At 45.3% G+C, this 18,614-nt stretch carries 14 protein-coding genes; 10 read left to right on the forward strand and 4 right to left on the reverse strand.

Translation table 11 applies throughout. The features are described from left to right. Positions 1–140: 140 nt before the first annotated feature. The 3 genes from AC58QG_RS13130 to AC58QG_RS13140 are packed head-to-tail and all read left to right on the forward strand — an operon-like array spanning position 141 to position 4,400. Positions 141–1,049: a carbohydrate ABC transporter permease gene (locus tag AC58QG_RS13130; RefSeq protein ID WP_497362464.1), complete on the forward strand. Its 909-nt coding sequence runs from the start codon at positions 141–143 to the stop codon at positions 1,047–1,049. Positions 1,050–1,069: 20 nt separating this feature from the next. Continuing rightward, the gene (locus AC58QG_RS13135; protein ID WP_497362465.1) at positions 1,070–1,951 is read left to right on the forward strand and encodes a carbohydrate ABC transporter permease; all 882 of its coding nucleotides are present in this window, start codon (positions 1,070–1,072) and stop codon (positions 1,949–1,951) included. Between the two features lie 22 nt (positions 1,952–1,973). Next, on the forward strand, positions 1,974–4,400 hold the full coding sequence (locus tag AC58QG_RS13140) for a 3-keto-alpha-glucoside-1,2-lyase-like domain-containing protein (RefSeq protein ID WP_497362466.1): 2,427 nt from the start codon (positions 1,974–1,976) through the stop codon (positions 4,398–4,400). 176 nt (positions 4,401–4,576) lie between these two features. On the opposite strand, the gene AC58QG_RS13145 is transcribed toward AC58QG_RS13140, so the two are convergent. After that, a complete protein-coding gene (locus AC58QG_RS13145; RefSeq protein ID WP_497362467.1) occupies positions 4,577–5,770 on the reverse strand; it encodes an oxalate decarboxylase family bicupin in 1,194 nt (397 codons plus the stop codon). Positions 5,771–5,974: 204 nt separating this feature from the next. On the opposite strand from AC58QG_RS13145, the gene AC58QG_RS13150 reads away from it, so the two are divergent. The 3 genes from AC58QG_RS13150 to AC58QG_RS13160 all read left to right on the forward strand — a co-directional run bounded on the left by AC58QG_RS13150 (position 5,975) and on the right by AC58QG_RS13160 (position 10,165). Continuing rightward, the gene (locus AC58QG_RS13150; protein ID WP_497362468.1) at positions 5,975–7,540 is read left to right on the forward strand and encodes a spore germination protein; all 1,566 of its coding nucleotides are present in this window, start codon (positions 5,975–5,977) and stop codon (positions 7,538–7,540) included. A 30-nt stretch (positions 7,541–7,570) separates the two neighbouring features. Next, positions 7,571–8,734: a Ger(x)C family spore germination protein gene (locus AC58QG_RS13155; RefSeq protein ID WP_497362469.1), complete on the forward strand. Its 1,164-nt coding sequence runs from the start codon at positions 7,571–7,573 to the stop codon at positions 8,732–8,734. Between the two features lie 312 nt (positions 8,735–9,046). Next, entirely contained in the window at positions 9,047–10,165 is a 1,119-nt protein-coding gene (locus tag AC58QG_RS13160; RefSeq protein ID WP_497362470.1) for a GerAB/ArcD/ProY family transporter, read from the forward strand. Between the two features lie 18 nt (positions 10,166–10,183). Here AC58QG_RS13160 and AC58QG_RS13165 read toward each other — a convergent pair whose 3' ends face one another. Next, positions 10,184–12,436, reverse strand: a complete 2,253-nt coding sequence (locus tag AC58QG_RS13165; RefSeq protein ID WP_497362471.1) for an FAD-dependent oxidoreductase — start codon at positions 12,434–12,436, stop codon at positions 10,184–10,186. Positions 12,437–12,628: 192 nt separating this feature from the next. Between AC58QG_RS13165 and AC58QG_RS13170 the strand changes: the two genes are divergently transcribed. From AC58QG_RS13170 to AC58QG_RS13185, 4 genes are all read left to right on the forward strand, one after another. Further along, the gene (locus tag AC58QG_RS13170) at positions 12,629–13,459 is read left to right on the forward strand and encodes a helix-turn-helix domain-containing protein (protein WP_497362472.1); all 831 of its coding nucleotides are present in this window, start codon (positions 12,629–12,631) and stop codon (positions 13,457–13,459) included. 163 nt (positions 13,460–13,622) lie between these two features. Beyond that, positions 13,623–14,291 (forward strand): NAD-dependent epimerase/dehydratase family protein, encoded by a 669-nt coding sequence (locus tag AC58QG_RS13175; protein ID WP_497362473.1) that lies wholly within the window; start codon positions 13,623–13,625, stop codon positions 14,289–14,291. 4 nt (positions 14,292–14,295) lie between these two features. Further along, complete coding sequence (locus AC58QG_RS13180; protein WP_497362474.1) at positions 14,296–14,502, forward strand: hypothetical protein; 207 nt, start codon at positions 14,296–14,298, stop codon at positions 14,500–14,502. After that, positions 14,480–14,764, forward strand: coding sequence for a GNAT family N-acetyltransferase (locus AC58QG_RS13185; protein ID WP_497362475.1), 285 nt, complete (start codon positions 14,480–14,482; stop codon positions 14,762–14,764). Before AC58QG_RS13180 ends, AC58QG_RS13185 begins: the two co-directional genes overlap by 23 nt. A gap of 464 nt (positions 14,765–15,228) precedes the next feature. On the opposite strand, the gene AC58QG_RS13190 is transcribed toward AC58QG_RS13185, so the two are convergent. After that, on the reverse strand, positions 15,229–17,292 hold the full coding sequence (locus AC58QG_RS13190; RefSeq protein ID WP_497362476.1) for an amylo-alpha-1,6-glucosidase: 2,064 nt from the start codon (positions 17,290–17,292) through the stop codon (positions 15,229–15,231). Between the two features lie 18 nt (positions 17,293–17,310). Then, complete coding sequence (locus tag AC58QG_RS13195) at positions 17,311–18,597, reverse strand: MFS transporter (RefSeq protein ID WP_497362477.1); 1,287 nt, start codon at positions 18,595–18,597, stop codon at positions 17,311–17,313. Positions 18,598–18,614: the final 17 nt, after the last annotated feature.

Raw genomic sequence — 18,614 nt, forward strand, 5'->3', positions numbered from 1 at the left:
GCTTCATCGAAACCTCCGGCAGCTTCTTGTCGGAGGTTTTTTCAATCAAACTACAGAAAAGGTCACGTTCACGCTATGTGAATTCACTCTTGCGCTTGGTAAAGTGAAGGTAACACATGAATTCGAAAGGGTGTCCTACAATGAAGAAACGACATTTCTGGCATAACGCGAAATTCAGGGAAAACCTTGCAGGCTACCTGTTCATTTTGCCCAACTTCTCTGGGTACTTCATCTTTATATTGCTGCCGATCTTATTCAGTCTGTACCTCGTATTCGTCGATTGGGAATATTTAAAAGGATTTGCGGGGATTGAATGGGTTGGCTTCGATAACTTCAAAGCGCTGGGCAGTGATCCGAAATTCGTGAAAGCGCTGAAAAATAATTTGATTTTCACGCTAGTCAGTGTTCCCGCTTCCATCATCTTAGGACTCCTGTTTGCGGTTGTTCTCAACAAGTATGTGTTTTTCAAGCAAACACTACGGACGCTGATCTTCCTTCCCTATGTCAGCTCTCTCGTGGCCGTATCCGTCATTTGGAGCATCATGTACCGTGCTTCCGATGGTCCGATCAACCAGTTGCTCAAATCAGTTGGCATTGATCATCCACCAGGCTGGTTGTCGAGCCCCAATTCTGCTCTTTTCGCTATTATCATTATGCAGGTGTGGGTAACGATTGGGTACTCGATGGTCATTTACTTGGCCGGACTGCAAGGAATTTCCAAGGATTTGTACGAGGCTTCCGATATTGATGGGGCTTCGAAAATACGCCAGTTTTTCCAAATCACCATTCCTATGCTTACGCCAACAACCTTTCTCGTTGCCATAACGCTCATTATTGGATCATTCCAGATATTCGGACCGGTCAACATTATGACGCAAGGTGGCCCCATTGATTCGACGATGGTGTTATCCTATCACATTTACTTACTTGCTTTCCGATTCTACAAAATGGGCTATGCAGCTACCGTCTCTTGGGTGCTATTCGCCATCATCTTCGTTGTCACGATCATTCAATGGCAGAGCCAGAAACGTTGGCAGCAGCACTTCTAATTGTAAAGGAGCAACCCCCTATGGAAACTATCGTACCAATCGAATCTACACGCAATACATCCATTTCCAAAATCAGAAGGGGCAGCCTTTGGCTTAAGGTCCTCCTTACGATCATCTTGGCAGCGATCTCCATCGTCATGATTCTACCCTTTATATGGATGATCTCTACTTCCTTCAAAATTAATGGCGAGGTATTCAAATATCCGATCGATTGGATTCCGAATACGTGGCATTTTGAGAATTATAAGAAAGTCTGGGCCGGCACTGACCCCTTCTATTTATTTTATTGGAATTCGATCAAAATCACAGGAATTACGGTTGCAGGCAACCTTTTAACAAGTGCCATGGCTGGCTATGCTTTTGCCAAAATACGCTTCAAAGGCCGTAACTTCCTGTTTCTGCTCTACTTATCAACGATGATGATTCCGGGGCAGGTTTTGCTTGTTCCCCGCTTCATCTTGTTCGATCAGCTGCAGCTGATCAATACACATGCTTCCATTATTTTACCAGGTTTGTTCACGGTATTCGGCACCTTTTTAATGCGTCAGTTCTTCATCAGCCTTCCGAACGAACTGTTGGAGGCAGGTCGTGTTGATGGATCGGGCTACTGGCGAACCTTCTGGCAAATTTGTTTGCCGTTGATTAAGCCTGCGTTAGTCACTCTATTGATTCTCTCTTTTACATGGCATTGGAACGAATACGAAACCCCGCTCATTATGCTTCGCGAGAAAGACTTGTACACGATTCCATTAGGCTTAACGAGTTATGTTGAAGAGTTTGGAACGAATTATGTCCTCACCATGGCAGCTTCCGTTTCTGGGCTTGTTCCTCTGCTCATCGTCGTGGTTGTATGTCAAAAATGGTTCGTAGAGGGGATTGCAAGCTCGGGATTGAAAGGCTAGCCTCACAAAAGGAGGCCTCACCATGCTTTCCTTCAAAAAGTGGTTCATGCTTCTCTTCGCTGCTTTGCTTGTTCTAGGCGCTCTCCCCGCGAGTCGTGCGGAAGCGTCTAGCACAGCCGTTGTACCTATTTCTTGGAGCACATTTACAGCAGGCAATCCGACAGACGCCAATTCCTTACGGGTATTGGACATTTTACTGAATACGAACAAGTATGCATTAAGCACGTGGTGGACGAACAAAGGGTTTGCCGCACAAACCGGCAGCTATCTCACCTTCGGTGGTATTGATGAACCGAACATTCGGCCACCTGCCAGTGAGGCATTAGCATTGGCGATATCGTTAAAAACAGGCGCCTATAACGCTACGACCACAGGTGTCACACAGACGAATGCCTTGGCGATTGCAACCAAGCTTACGGCATCGCTCGCCTATCAGCACAAAATCAATACAACTTCAGGCTGGGGCAATGGCTGGCAGACGGCTTTCTGGGCATATCTTGCTGGAACTGCTGGTTACCTGCTATGGGATGACCTCTCCGTAACCGATCGTGAGTATGTCCGCAAAATGGTCGAATATGAAGCGAACCGTTTTAACAGCTATACAGTCCCTTACTATCGTAATGAAGCAGGCACCATCATCTCTGCTGGCGATACGAAAGCTGAAGAAAATGCCTGGAACTCCTCCTTGCTCCAACTTGCCACCGCCATGATGCCCGATCACCCCAATTGGAGCCTATGGATGAACAAAAACATCGAACTCATGATCTCCGCCTACTCTCGCCCATCCGATACGACAAGCACACGCGTCCTTCATGGCCAAACCGTAGCCGACTGGCTGCATGGCTCTAATGCGAACGAAGACGGTACCGTTGTGAACCACAGTATCATCCATCCCGACTATATGAATTCCATCACTCAACTGCTGAATGCCCCTCTTTTATACACACTGGCAGGTAAAGCTACACCTGAGGCAGCGCTCTTTAATGCTGATATTGTTTATGACTCGCTGGTTGATCTCAATTTTGCAAATCCGCCTTATGCTTCGCCTGGTGGAACGATTTATATGGATGGGAGCGCGAATGCCTACTATCCACAGGGGAATGACTGGGGAACGAAGCGTCGTATGCATTTTGCTTATATGGATGCTGCAGCATCTGCCTTCGGATTCGATACACTGGCCAGCCAAAAGGGTGACTATTGGGAGCCTTATCATGCCCAAATGGTGCTGGATATGCAGAATCGCACGGGTCACACCGATGGGCACACCTATGAAGCGTCATCGGAAGACACCTACGCAGGAAGAGAAGAATGGGTAGCGCAATTCGCAGGTCGAGACTATTTGACCAAATGGATTATGAAGCAAAATAAATACGTGGTCACCAACGAGACCTATACCGCACCACCGCCAGATCCAGCCCCCGTCAACCCTTTTAACTATACATTTGAAGACGGTACTTCAGTTGGTTGGACGCCTGTGAACGGCAGCTGGAGCGTGATCACGGATGGCACTAAGGTGTATAAACAAACCTCAACTTCGGGAGAAGCACTCGCCTTAGCTGGTGATGCCTCGGCATGGAGCAATTACAGCTATGAGGCTACCGTCAAATTATACGATGCGATTGCCAACAATGCCTCTGGTCTTGTCGGTCGTTATGCGGATAATAACAACTATTACTTGTTCAGGTTAACCACGTCTGGAAAAGCACAGCTGTATAAGAAGTCAGGAGGAACCTTTACCCTTCTACAGGAAGTGTCGATGACCGTAAGTACGAATACCGCCTATACGCTAAAACTCGTCCTGGACGGCTCTTCTATCTCCGGCTATGTGGGTGGTGTATTGAAGGTATCTGCAACCGACAGCACGATTCCTGCTGGCAAAATCGGCTTCCGGACCTACAATCAGACGGCAAGCATTGATAATATTTCCGTCGTGCAGAGTCTGCCTTTCGGAGATATGTACGAAGATGGCGATGCCTCATCTTGGGTTCCTTCGACTGGCGTGTGGAACGTTGTCACCGACGGAACCAAAGTCTTCAAGCAAACCTCGACATCGGGTGAAGCCCTCACTGTTACTGGCAACGCGAGCTGGAGCAATTATACCATGCAAGCTAAGCTCAAAATGTATGATGCCCTCTCCTTCAATGCCAGCGGCATCATTGGCCGTTATGTCGATGACAATAACTATTACTTGTTTCGATTGATCACAGCAGGATCTGCGCAGCTATACAAGAAATCTGGAGGAACCTTCACCCTGCTCCAAGAGGTTCCACTGACGGTGAACACGAACACCGCGTACACGCTTAAGTTAGTCTTGTCTGGTAGCACATTGACTGGCTATGTGAATGGTACACAGCTCGTCTCAGTGACGGATAGTACGTTCGCCAGTGGTAAAGTTGGTTTCCGAACTTATAAGCAAACAGCAAGCTTTGATGAGGTTGTGGTGAATTAAGGATTAGATCTCATGCGAAAAGGCTATCTCATGTAGATATTCTACTTGAGATAGCCTTCTTATTTGTTATTTGGGGTAATGAGAAAACTTCTATCGAAGCCATTCAAAGATGAGCGACCGCGTTTATCGGAAGGTTTTATCGCCAAATAGAAAGATGTTTTCGGGATCCGAAAACTTTACTTTCTATTGTGGTAGGAAAATCCAGGATATTTGACGACAGGCCACTTCTCCTTGCGCAACGCATTTAATAGTTCGGGTCCAACATGCAAATTCGTACTGACAAGGTTGCGTGGAGTAAGTGCCATCCATTGGTTCAACGACACATCCTCGAATCGATCACTCTTGAACATCTCCAAAAACCATAACGGTTGCGTACCTGTATTTTGTACATAATGTCCCGTTGCAAATGGCACATAGCCGACATCGCCAGCACGATAATCAAACGTACGTGCATTTCCATTACCTGTAAAAACGGTCATACGTGCCTGCCCCGTGAGATAATATTGCCACTCATCGTTATTCGGATGCCAATGCAGTTCCCTCATACCGCCGGGTTCAACTTCAACTAGCGCCGCTGCAATATTTTTGGAAATAGGGAAATTAGTTGAGTCTACGATTCGCACGCTGCCGCCTGGCGTTTTAATAGGGGTTTGCGCCAAAAGTTGATGCTTGAAGCTTTGGGGAATCGTTCCATAAGGTGACTGTACTTTCTCACTTTCCAGCGGACCGGGAACCTTGTCTTGATAAATATAAACCTGCTCAGAAGGAATTTGGTCAAAAGCACTCATGGGTACTCCGAAATTGGCTGATAGCACATCTTTCGGTGTTCGAGAAAACCAGTCGGAGATGGATATGGTATTCAAATCAGAAAAATTGCCGTCATCGAAAACAAGTAGAAACTCACAATGTTCTAGCCCCTGAATGGAGTGCGGGAGTCCAGGAGGAAAGTACCACAGATCTCCCGGACCTATATCCGCAATAAAATTTCGCCCTTCCTGGTCCATAGCGGTAATACGTGCTCGACCTAAGATCATATAGGACCATTCTGCTTGTGTATGCCAATGTAATTCGCGCACACCACCAGGAGATAAACTCATATTTACGCCCGCAAGTGTCGTCGCAACGGGTAATTCTCGAACCGTTACTTCCCGTGACCAGCCCCCGTAATTTAATTTCATTGAAGTGTCTGAAAAGGAAAACTTCAAATTAGGAAGCAAACCAGCATCCGTAATGGGTGGAACTAACATGTTGGGGTTCTCGATATCCCGCATAACATCTCGGGGCCCGGTATCTATTCCACCAGCGCCATCCGGTCGGATCGGTTGGGGCACATTTCCATACATGCCCTGATTCCTTTTCGGATTATCCATGCGGTCGTCTCCTCTCCATTTAAGTGAAATACGTTGTATCTCATCCTAATTGATATATGAGACTATTTCTGCGTTCATACATTAGAATCAACGAATGCCCCCTCATACAGTCATTTTAATTATTCGGAAAGAAGTTCACATATTTTCCATTAAAATTGGAATAATAAACCTGCTCCACTAACAAATTATAGAAGGAAATTTTTCATGGATATACAAAAGTTGTTCAGAAAAAGTAAAGCAACAGCACCAACTCCGGCGCCAAACACTAACATCCCTCCTCCTTCAGTGGAATTTCCTATGGCATTAACCATAGTAGAGAATAGAAAATGGATAGAGCAACAACTCGCGAATTGTTCCGATATTTGCTATCTCCCTAGATACTTTGGTGAGGATTTGCAATACGGAGCACTCGTTGTTTATTGCGATTCACTTATTAATGACAAAGAATTGATTTATCTAAAAGATGTGCTCCAAGATCTTGTTTTTCAAGAGGCCGACTTAGAAGCAGCAACCATTGATCTTAAAAAATTAATCTCATTCTTCGAGAATCATGGTGTCTCTTCTCGGAATGTGACGATTATTGATCAATTGCCAATTGCAGAATATAACATCCTGCGTGGTCAAGTTGTGATTTTTTTCGATCAATGGAATAAGGCACTGAGCTTTGATGCGCTTACTTTGGAAACAAGACAAATTAGTGAACCCATGAATGAACCTGTCGTTAGAGGACCTCAAGAAGCTGCGGTTGAGAATCTGAGAATCAATTTGGGGTTGCTGCGGAACCGTTTGAAAAGCGCCAATTTCAAGATTGAAAAGTACATTGCAAACGGAGAAACACAGACTGAGATTGCCATCGGTTATTTAGAGGGGACCGTGAACCCAACAACGTTAACCGAATTTAAAAAACGCTTTGATAAAGCTATTCAAGAAGAAATTTTGGAAGTCGCCTATATCGAAGAATTGATTGAAGACTCTACGTACTCTCCTTTTCCGCAATTTCGTCATACGGAACGTACGGATACGGCAGTTGCTGCGCTTCTTGATGGGAAAATCATTGTTATCACCTCGGGTTCTCCTTCCATTATGATCTGTCCTGGCCTCTTTATCGAGTTTTTCCAATCAAGTGAAGATTATTATATACGTTCCCTGTATTCCTCACTCATTCGATTACTTAGACTTTTCGCTTTTATTATGGCTCTTACATTGCCGAGTCTTTATATCGCTATCTCAACTTTTCACTCTGAGCTCATTCCAACAGTATTGCTATTAGCCATTCTGGATACCCGTGAAGGCATCCCTTTCCCCGCATTCATCGAAGCTTTGTTGATGGAATTTTTCTTCGAAATCATGCGCGAAGCCGGTATCCGTCTTCCTAAACCCGTAGGTTCAGCAGTGAGTATCGTCGGAGCTCTCGTCATTGGGCAAGCTGCCATTGAAGCCAAAATCGCTTCACCCATTATGGTCATCATCGTGGCACTTACAGGAATCGCTTCTTTTTCATTACCCAATTACAATATGGCCATCTCTCTACGCATCTTGCGCTTCCCCCTAATGGTTCTTGCTGCAAGCTTAGGAGGATTCGGTTTCATGATTGGTTTTTTATTTATTTTCCTTCATTTAGTTGGCCTACGATCTTTAGGACAGCCATATTTGACTCCATGGGCTCCTCTGAAAATGAATCAATTGAAAGATGGATTCATACGAGCTCCATTAAAATTTCTCCTTCGCTCACCGCGAAATCGACATCGGCATAACAGTTACAAAAAGTAACTGCATGACTGAGAAAGAAGGAAATACAACATGAGATGGTTAATGGTGACGACATTATCTGGACTGTTATTATTTTCCTTAACAGGCTGTTGGAACAAAGCCGAACTGGTTGAATATGCTTTTGTACAAGCTGTTTCTGTAGATCTATCCGACAAAGGCAAAATCAAATTAACCACACTTTTTTATAAGCCGAGCGGCAACAGTGCACTGTCAAAGGGAACTGATACTAAATCCTCGTTCACGATTAAGACGGAGGGCGAAAATGTCTTTGATGCTATTCGGGATATCACCATACATCTAGGACGAAAAGCCAAATGGGATCACATGCGTGCCATTCTAGTTAGTGACGAGGTTCTCAAGACACATGATATAGGCGTCATTCTTGACTTTTTTAGTCGAGATCATGAACCCAGACCTACCAATCTGCTCTTAGTTACAAAAGGGAATTCTGGCGAGTATTTGGATCTAGAGCCGTTTATAGAATATACGTTGGGACAACAATTGCGATCTATGGATGAAGGCTCCTCGCGATTTGCTGCTAAATCAATGAATCAGAATATCCTGAAAGTGATGATTCAAATGAAAAGCGAAACAGGAGTTGCTGAGATCCCTTACTTATATTTGAATAAAAAACGTGGGAGTGTCCCTAATATTGCTGGAGTCGTTTTAATCCATGAGCAAAAAATAGCCGAAATTATTCCGCCAGATGAATTAAAAGCCTTTCTTTTACTTACTCATCAATTTCGGGGCGGTATTATCATAACGTCTTGTGAAGGGGACAATGGTGACAGCAGTCACTCGCTGCAGGAATCATTCGAAATTTCCCAAGGAAGTACGAAGGTAACCACCTCTCTTAAGAATAATGCGGTGACCGTGAATATCTCGACAAAGTTGATCGGCGCAGCTGGGGAGCTCATCTGTACTTCTGTGAACACAGAAAAAGAAGAACAAGCTTACCAAACCCGTTTAAGTAACCAAGTTAAGAAAGAGATTCTTACATTAATTCATCATTTACAATCCAAAAAACTAGATGCCATTGGCATTGGTAACATGATTTATGCCAAAAATCCTCGTTTATGGCTAGCATGGAAGGATAACTGGGGAGAGCGTTTTGCAGATGTTCAATTTCATATCAAAGTCGATGTGACGATTACTAACTCAGGAATGAGCGGCGGTACGCCTCTAAATAAGTAACTGCTAAGTCAACGAGAGGATAAGATTACCTATGTTGCTAAAGCTAGTAATCCTACTAATCATTTGTGTCCCGTTACTGTTAATCGATAGGGTCCATTTAAAGAAAGAAAAGTCCCACGCCAAACTTATTTACACCTGCTTAGTTTTGGTAACGATCTATCTTAGCAGTATTTTCGTTTTTGACTTACATTGGCCCATCCTCTATGATGCAGCTGATTACTTGCTTGGAACACCTGCCCGTCTAATTGTTGAGTTCTTACATGTCACCCCTCAATAGCAACAGAAAGTCTAAGGAAAGGTGGGGGCTATGCAATGAGAATTGGAGAAGAAATTAGTCCGGGCCAAATGTCCGTCTTATTTTTCATCTATTTAACAGGCTCTTCGATCATCAACATTCCACAACCCTTAATTAGCTTCGCTAACAACGGAGCTTGGCTATCGCTTATCCTTTCCTACTTATTAGGCATTAGTTTTCTTGGTTGTATTTTGTATATGCACGGGAAATATCCTGACTTGACCTTTATTGAATATAGTAAGAAAACAGTTGGTACATGGATGACGATTCTACTCGCTATCCCTTTCATTTCTTTTCAGTTCCATATGGTAACTGGTATCGTCTTGGATATTGGCTTATTCATGACCACGACTTTAATGCGTGAGACACCGATCTATGTGTTTAACTCTCTCATATTTTTACTGGTTTTTGTGACGGTTAGAATGGGAATTGACATTATGGCTCGCATGTTTGTTTTACTTACGGTAATGGTCATGTTTTATGTATTGCTTATATTAGCATTGGCCAGCTTCAATTATCATCCATCTTACCTATTGCCTATCATCCCGTTTGGGGTTAAGCCTATCTTGCTCGGGGGTTATTTTTCCTATGGGTTTCCTTATGTTGAAATCTTTCTCTTCAGCATGATACTTCCATTTGTTTCCACAAACCAAAATAAACCACTAAAACGTGGTTTATTTTTAGCTCTTTCCATGAACGCTTTAAGCTTGGTTACTGTCACACTATGCACACTTATGACATATGGACCTATCGCTGGCGATCGCAAGTATTCCATGTTTCAGTTAGCTCGAACCATTGAATTTTACGAATTATTCCAACGTATTGAGTCGCTCATCGGTATTTCATTAATTGTAGCTTCCTATATGAAAGCCACCATCGTTTTATTTGCCTTAAATTTGACCTTTACTCATTTGTTTAATTTGCAAAACAATCGCTTGCTCATTTTGCCTCTAACCATGATTTGCTGTTTGTCATCTTTTATTACACAAGTTAAAGGTGAAGCTTTTTGGGACAACTTAGTATCCGTTATACATCCCTTATGGGGAACCTTCGGGTATTTAGCTCCTGTTCTTATTGTGACTCTCATACATGTTGTGAAGCGGAAAAGCAAATCTTCCTTCACCTCGAATGACTAGCCCTCTCATCAAATTGCTTTACCCATTCACCCTTACCTCAATCACTTCCGCACATGGACAGCCATTTGTCGCTTCCACGACAAGCCGCAAGCGATCGGTTGAAATGGCTGCCACCAACGTCAGCCTTCTTGTACGCTTCCGATTGTTCTCTACGCGCTGAAGCACCTTCCAGTCTCCGTCTTCCCACACCTCCAAGCGGTAGTCCCTCACCAACTCAGGTCTAACTTCATCGCTCGTTCGAAATGCATGAAGATTGATCAAATCCTCATGCACATTATCATTAAAGGTCACTTGTATCTGTCGCAGAAGATGAGGTTGATCCCAGCTAAGCTCCAGCCACTCTTCTCTCGCTGGAGTCATCGGCTCCGACATCCATTGATGTGGGGCGCCATACGGACGCAAATAACCATTCGTAGCCTTTTCTGCTGAGAAAGCACTCGTCTCTGAAGGGAGTCGGAAGCAGATTGGCTTGCGATCCACGCCATTTTTCATGCTCCACTGGACGACTGGCTGATCAGGTTGATGATTCTCCAGCTTCGGATCAACAATCGGCCTCGTGCCTCTTACAAAAGCAATCGCTCCCGTCTGCTGTTTATCGGAATGATAGACCACTACCTGTTCATTGGCTTTGATAATGACGAATGCATTCTGCGTCTCGTCAGGCTGCCAACTCAGTGGAAAGCTGATCCACTGCTGTTCCCCAGCTTGCGCAGCTGTCTCCGTCTGCATGATCATCATCGATGGCACATAGTTCTCTGCTCTGCCTGTATCCCACAGCTCCACTTGAATCGTCGTTGCTTCACTCACATCAACAAGCAGCTCGAAGCCACACAGTAGAGGTTCTACGGGGAATAACACCGCTACATCGTCGATCAGTCGCCTAGGCTCCACGGCATGCGACACACTCAGCTGCGTTAGTGTAGATGACGCCTTCAACCTGGCTCGGCGTCCAAGATCCAGCTCATCTTCATTGCGTATACCAATCAAGGAGGCATCCTGCCTTAGCAGTACCTGCTGAAGCTCCTTAACATGCTTTTGAACCAGCTCACGCGGTGTCACTTGCTTCTGAACACACAGAGCCGCACCCGTTCCAGCAGCCTCCCCAATCACAGCGCAAGTCGCCATGACGCGTGTTGTGCCAAAGGCCACATGGGATGCGCTTATATTGCGCCCTGCCATCAGCATATTGGCTACATTAACGGAATACAAACTGCGAAACGGAATATGATAGATGCCATCCGCATGCAAATGCTTTGAACCGCTTTCCGTTGAATACATCCCTTGCGGCGGGTGTAAATCTATGGACCAACCACCGAAGGCAATGGTGTCCTCGAACCGCGTCTGAGCCAGAATATCATTCTGATTCAGCATATAATCGCCGATGAACCGGCGGTATTCTCTTTTGCCAGGTAAAGCACCTACCCACTCTAGCGTCATATTCGCCGAATCAAATTGACCTGAATTTTTGATATAATCCCAAATCCCATAAATAACTGACCATAACTCGTCCCGAATACGTTCATTCTCATGTACAGTATCCAGCTCGCCGCCCCACTCAATCCACCAATAATGACAGCCCGAATCGCCGCTTCGAATCACACGTTTGATCGGAATTGAGGTCGTTGTGATGTCTTTGGCAAAGCTCGGCGGATGGTATTTAACAGGGTGGCCCACATCTTTGGTATAAAATAAAATCGTACTCCCGAGTGTAATGTCATCTGCTGTCTCAGGTGCCCACTCCTCTTGAAACTCTTCACGTGCCTCCCGGCCGATACGAAATTTAGCCCCCGCCAAAAAACCAATTAGGCCATCTCCCGTACAATCTAGAAACACTTCACTCTCAAAACGAATGCGACGCTCCGAGCCCATCATCCATCCCGTAACAGCGCGAATGATCCGATTGCTCTCATCCCCATCCGCTTCCACCTCATGCACATCCGTGTTAAGGAAAAGCTGGATATTCGCCTCAGCACGAACGGCTTCCAGCACAATCAAATCCCATAGATACGGATTTCCATCTGAATTCTGGTACTGATTCTCGACAAACAGCTCGCCCATGATGCCTGTTTCTCGTGCATAACGATTAATGCCATGCGCTGTTGCACCGCAAACCCACACACGAACCTCACTTGATGAATTCCCCCCGAGTACGGGTCTATTTTGAATCAGTGCCACCGACTGACCTAATCTCGCTGCAGCTATCGCTGCGCACACGCCTGAAAGCCCACCGCCGATGACGGTTATATCCCTTTTTACCAATTCTTCTCTCATAGGATAACCTCCATGAAAACTGTGATTACCCTTATTTTAAAGGATTAACAGCGCATTACACCATGCACGCTATTATCAATTACTTATACAAAATTTCAGTTATAAGCTTTCATCAGCAAAGCAAATCCACTATGATTAAAGGAGATATTTCCTTGTCAGTGTGATTCGAAATAAGAGAGGATGGCCAGGACTATGCAACCACAAGATGCAGCACGGGTACAACCAAAGCTGCTCAGCCATATGTATTGGAAGGAAAAGACGGCCTTCCAGCTTCACGAGGATTCCAATGAATTTTGGGTACTATTTGCTGTCGAGAACGGGAGCTTCACCTACCAAATCCAAGAACATGAAGGGACAGCTGGTGTCGGAGATCTTGTCTTGTGTCCACCAGGGGTTATTTTCCGAAGAAAAGTCGTTCAGCCCTTATCTTTCCACTTAATGCTGCTGCAATGGGTAGATGAGACAGGTTGTCCGCTAACTATCGAGAACACGATCCCATCAGGGAAAATTACTATTCATGACCTTCATCGACTATCTTCTAACTTTGCGTATTTGAAAAAATGGTTCCACCACGAAGGAGCCGTTGCCTCATCCCTGCGTCAACATGTGCTCACCGATCTATGGATGCAGGTTGTGGAGGAAGCCTATTCGGCAAGCCCGGAGGCGGCTTCCCATTGGACAGGCGGTAATTCGAACAGTAAAGACGCGCTTATTCAAGCAGCTGCGCAACGCTTGCACGAACAAGCGACATCCACCTGCATCATGAAAGAAATAGCCACGGAACTCGGTTTGACACAGGTGCAGTTTACCCGCAGATTCAAAAAATCGACCGGCATGCTGCCAATCGATTACTTAACTTCTCTTCGTATTCAGCATGTACAGAAACTGTTATTAGACGGCGATATGACATTAGCGCAAATTGCTGGACAATCCGGCTTTGAGAATGAATTTTATTTGAGCCGCGTATTCAAAAAGCGCGTGAACATGACGCCGTCCTCCTATCGCAAGCTGCATCGACTGTAAGCGGATGCCTACCACTCTATATAAAGACATTTTTTCGGAGAGCCTATACGTAGTTACTTAAACTTAGTATGATACAAGCAGTGCTGACAACCCCATTGCTGCTCGTTTGCGGGTAATTTTCAAATATCAGGAAAAGCTTAAATCGAAAGGTGGCAACCTATCTATGAATGTTCTCATTTTTGGAGCTACGGGTATGGTCGGACAAAGCGTTCTGCGTGAATGTTTACTCGATCCTCAAGTTAACCAAGTGCTATCTATTGGCCGGACGGCTTCCGCTCAATCTCATCAGAAGTTCCGTGAGCATGTCCTCAAGGATATCACCGATTTATCTACTTTAACGGATGAGCTTTCTAGTATCGATGCTTGTTTCTTCTGTCTCGGCGTTTCGTCTGTGGGGATGAGCGAAGAGAAGTATCACGCGATCACCTACGATTTGACCATGAACATTGCCACCACATTAGTCAAAATCCAACCACAGATGACCTTCGTCTACGTGACAGGTGCCAGTACGGATAGCACGGAACAAGGCAGCAGCATGTGGGCACGTGTAAAAGGTAAAACGGAAAATGCCCTCCTCAAACTGCCTTTCAAGTCAGCTTTTATGTTCCGACCTGGCGCGATTCTGCCGAAGAACGGCGTCAAATCCAAAACCAAGCTCTACCAAACCTTTATTGTCATCTTGAGTCCTATCTTCCCTCTTTTACAAAAATGGTTCCCTAATGCCGTCATTGATTCCGAGCAAATCGGCCGTGCCATGATCTCTGTGGCTAGAAACGGATACCCGAAAGCGATTCTGGAGAGCACAGATATCCGTGATGCGTCAGGGAGATAGCAGGTTGGGACTCTCCATCATAGAGTTGAAAGAATTCGATGAAAGATTACTTTACTTAAAAGAGATGAGTTTAGCGGAAGGACATCGCCATATCCAGAAGTTAGTTCGCGAATATCAAAATGGCGAGAAACAATTTCGAGCTAGCGGAGAAATACTTTTAGCAGCTTTGGTTGATGGGAAAATGGTAGGTGTGTGGCCTCAATCAAGCTAAAATCGACAATGGTGAGCACATTGGACGCGTACGAAGACTTTATGTTTTGAAAGCTTACCGAAAAATTGGCGTTGGAATTACTTTGATGACAGCTATTATCCAAGAGGCACGGCAACATGATCACGCATTAGTTTTATTTACCGATAACCCCGAAGCCGATGCATTATATCAAAATCTTGGGTTCATTCGCTGTTCAACAATAGGAAAATCTTCTCATTACCTAGATTTACGTAATGTAAAAAGCAGTGATCCGCTTTTGTGATCACTGCTTTTTGGGTTTTCGCTGGTAAGTCGTACCACTTGTGCGGCTATGTACGTGTCATGTGCGAAAATAGATGGATTTATTACAGCTAAATTTACTCGAATTAGCTTCTCTTTAGCAATAACTGGATTTTCTACAGTTAATTTTGGCAAATTGCTGCGTATGGCTCAAAGCCAGCTGAAATAACTACATAATTTCCAGTTAACTCGCGAAAAGGTGGAAATTCGGGATAAATAACTGGATATTATCCAGTTATTCGTGGGGGAGGTGTGCTGGCGGCATTCTTTGGCCACTGCTTTGGCAATCTTCGGCACCGCGTTGTCACTGCTACAACACTGCTTCAACACTGCTACAATATTGCTTCAACACTACTCCAGCACTTCGCACTGCAACAACACTGCTTCAATACTGCTTCAACACTGCTACAACACTTCTCCAACACTTCTCCGCGCACCGCTCACTCGCTACCCCACCACAAACGGATGCACGCTCGCCCCATCCGCCGACTCGATCGTCCATACCCCATCCTGGTAGGCGATATGGTACACACTTCCGCGGAAGTAGATATGCTTCATCGTGAAGTTCCCCCAAGGTGGAACCTTCAGATGCACCTTCTCCGCGTCCAAGCTAGGAAGTAGTCCGACGCCTCCCATGAGCATCGCCGCGGCAGGCATGGAACTCCAGCCTTGCAGGTTGGAGCCTTTGCCATACGTGGGACCATAGTACTCCACCGGAGTCAGCCAGCCATTGTCCATAGAAACCTGGAACCAGCGCGTTAGCGGATACCGCCACTCGGCATCCCCGCTCATCAGCTTGGCTAACGCATAGACGCCATCCCAATACGGCCAATCGCCGCCATTGTGATAACGGTAAGGCGCCATGCTTTTCTCCACCTGATGATGCACCTGATGATAGAATGGGAACACCGTCATAATACCCCAGTCTCCGTACTGCTGCGCTGTATTATTTCGAGTTTCCAGTTGAGCCGACATCTGCTCAAGTAATTCCGTCTTTTCCGCCGCATCCAATAAATCAAAAACGATCAATAAGCTCAGCTCGACGGATATATTCGGTTCCACGAAGCCGTTGCTATTTTTATAGTTAAAATAGCCGTGCTCACGGATCAGCTTCTGCAAGCTCTCTTTAGCATCATGATACAAAGCGCCATATTGCTCAGCTTTATCCATATCGCCAATAGCTGCAGATATCTTCTCCGACGCAAACAACGCACGGCAATACAGTGCCGAATCATACAACACATCACCTTCACGATAAACGTTGTCTACCCAGTCTCGGCGATTATCCGGCTTCTTGGCCAGCGATGAGCCTGCCATGTCATCCGTATGTTGAAGCAAATAGCCGATGCTATTTGCCATATGCGCCTTGATGGTTCTGCCATTCACGCTTTCAACCAATAGCTCGAAATCATGCGTCCACGCCAAATAATCATGAATCATCAATACGAAGAAGGACGGTGAGTCAAAATGGTCCGGCCAAAACGGCTCATACTTCCCACTCTCCTGATGATAGATCACAGCGCTAGGGCATTGACCGTCTGCGCCAATCCCTTGTGCCAAGGTAAGGATCTGCCCTCTCACTCGCTCTGGATGATAAGGCAAGCTCGGGGTCAGTGTCCAGTAGCCGTCTCTGTAATAGGTCCGAGGCGGACTTTGATAATCAATCCCAGCGAAATACCCCGTAAATCCCTCACCTAGATGCTTATAGGAAGAAATGGATGCATTCAAGCTATATCCATATAACGCATTCAACTCGTCATCCTCCGAGTGAAAGGTTTCCTTCAACCATGAATTCGCCCCATCTACCTCAGCAGAATACGTTTTCCAGCTCGCCAAATCGGCTTCTGCCGCAGTGCGATCGTACCCAACATTTGCCGCGCTGAGCAGCCATACAATTTGCCGCGTCGCGCCCGGCTGAATCGTGATTTCATGATGCAGATTCAATCGATTTTCCTCATTGAGCGCGAAAGAAGTCTCTTCGTTACTTGCCACATGAACGATGAAATCTTCGGCCAATTGAAACTCAAAATACGTTTGATTAACAGCACGGAACTCCGCCTCAACTTGTCTAGTCTCACCGAGTTGTCTCAGTTTCTCCATATGATACGAGATCATATCAACTTCAAAACCGACATGCATGTCCAACTGAGCCGGCTCAGAGCCATCATTTTGAACGTCATATACAACAAAAAGAACATTCTCACTCGGATGACTAAACAACGCAACACGCATACGCGTATTCGCGAAGAATTCGTACGTGATTTGCTGCTTTTTGCCAATACAAACAACTTGCTTCGTCAAAGTAAGCGGCATCGGCTGACCATTAATCGTCCAACCCGCATACCAGGAACCTTCTTTCACGATCTTCCACTTGCCTGCTACAGAATATTTACTAATTCCGCCAACACCATCAAATTGCCCCATTAACTGATCGTTCGCAATATCATAGGTAACAGGCAGATTACTATCGCCTTCTGAGCTAGAGCCTCCCCAAATCGGTACATGCTTCATAACTTTCTGGGTTCCCTCCTAACTGTTCGCTCCTCTAAGCTTCTTCTCGGAGGATTGATATTTTTTCAGACAAATGTATGCGATGACCAAAATCAGAACCGGCAATCCCCCAATGAGGAATCGGAAGCCATGAATAGCGCTAGTGACCTGAACTTCCTTATCCGCATCATAGCCGCTTGTCGCGAAGAAAATACCCATAATTCCATATTGAATGGACATCCCAATTCGAATGATAAAGCCATTCACGCCATAGTACATCCCCTCACGACGACGCCCCGTTTGCAGTGCATCGAAATCAACAACATCGGAAAGTAGAACATGCAAGGACAGCATGAAGCCTGAAACCGGAATACCTAATAAGGCACCAATGATGATAACCGTTACGGACGAATGGGCAAATAGGAAGCCCAGTGAGATGATCGCGTACAACACCGATGAAATCATCGCGACACGAACCGTCGATAAACGCACGCCGCTTTTCGCCCAAATGAACGACATCGGGATAGCCACGATAAATACAGCGCCTAGGAAAATCGAGTTTTGCGTGCCATTTAACACTACGACATATTTCGTGTAAAAAGCCGTTAACGAAACGAACATCGTCGTCGTCAATTGAATCAATAAATTCGCTACGACGTAGGAATTAAATAGTTTATTTTTGAACGTCTGAACCGTTGCTTCCTTGAAATGAAGGGGCTCTGACTTACTAGCTGCTGGATTCTCGAAGGAACCATACAGGGACACATACAGGGAAATGACCGCAATTATCGAAAATATTCCTGCCATAAGACCCCAACCTAAGGAGAGTCCTAACGACTTCGCAAGCGCGATACCGATGATCATACCGATGATGCTGAACATTTGCTGGAAAGCAGACACTTGATAACGATCCTTCTTGGTTTGATACATTTCCGGAAATAATGCGCCGGTATTAAGCCCGATGAACGAGTAAATCAAATCGAAGAAGAACGTTAACGTAAAAAAGTAGATTAACAGCATCGTCGTGCTGCCCGCAGGCGGATTAAAGAGGAAGAAGAAAAGCACACCAAACGGCAAACTTCCAAACAGGATATAGGGAATACGCCTGCCGAAGCGCGTTTTGGTACGGTCACTCACATACCCCGCAACCAGATTAAACAGGGCATTCAGGAAACCGTAAATGATCATCCCAATGGAAATCGATGTCCCGGAGACATTCAACACCGTAACATAATAGAAAACCGCAATGGCGCTAAAAGCTTGCCACAAGACGCTAAGTCCAATTTGATTTGAGCTGTAAGCGAGTTTCTTAGATAGGGATACCATTGGACTTGCCTCCTCCA

The sequence above is a fragment of the Paenibacillus sp. J22P169 genome, assembly GCF_059691995.1.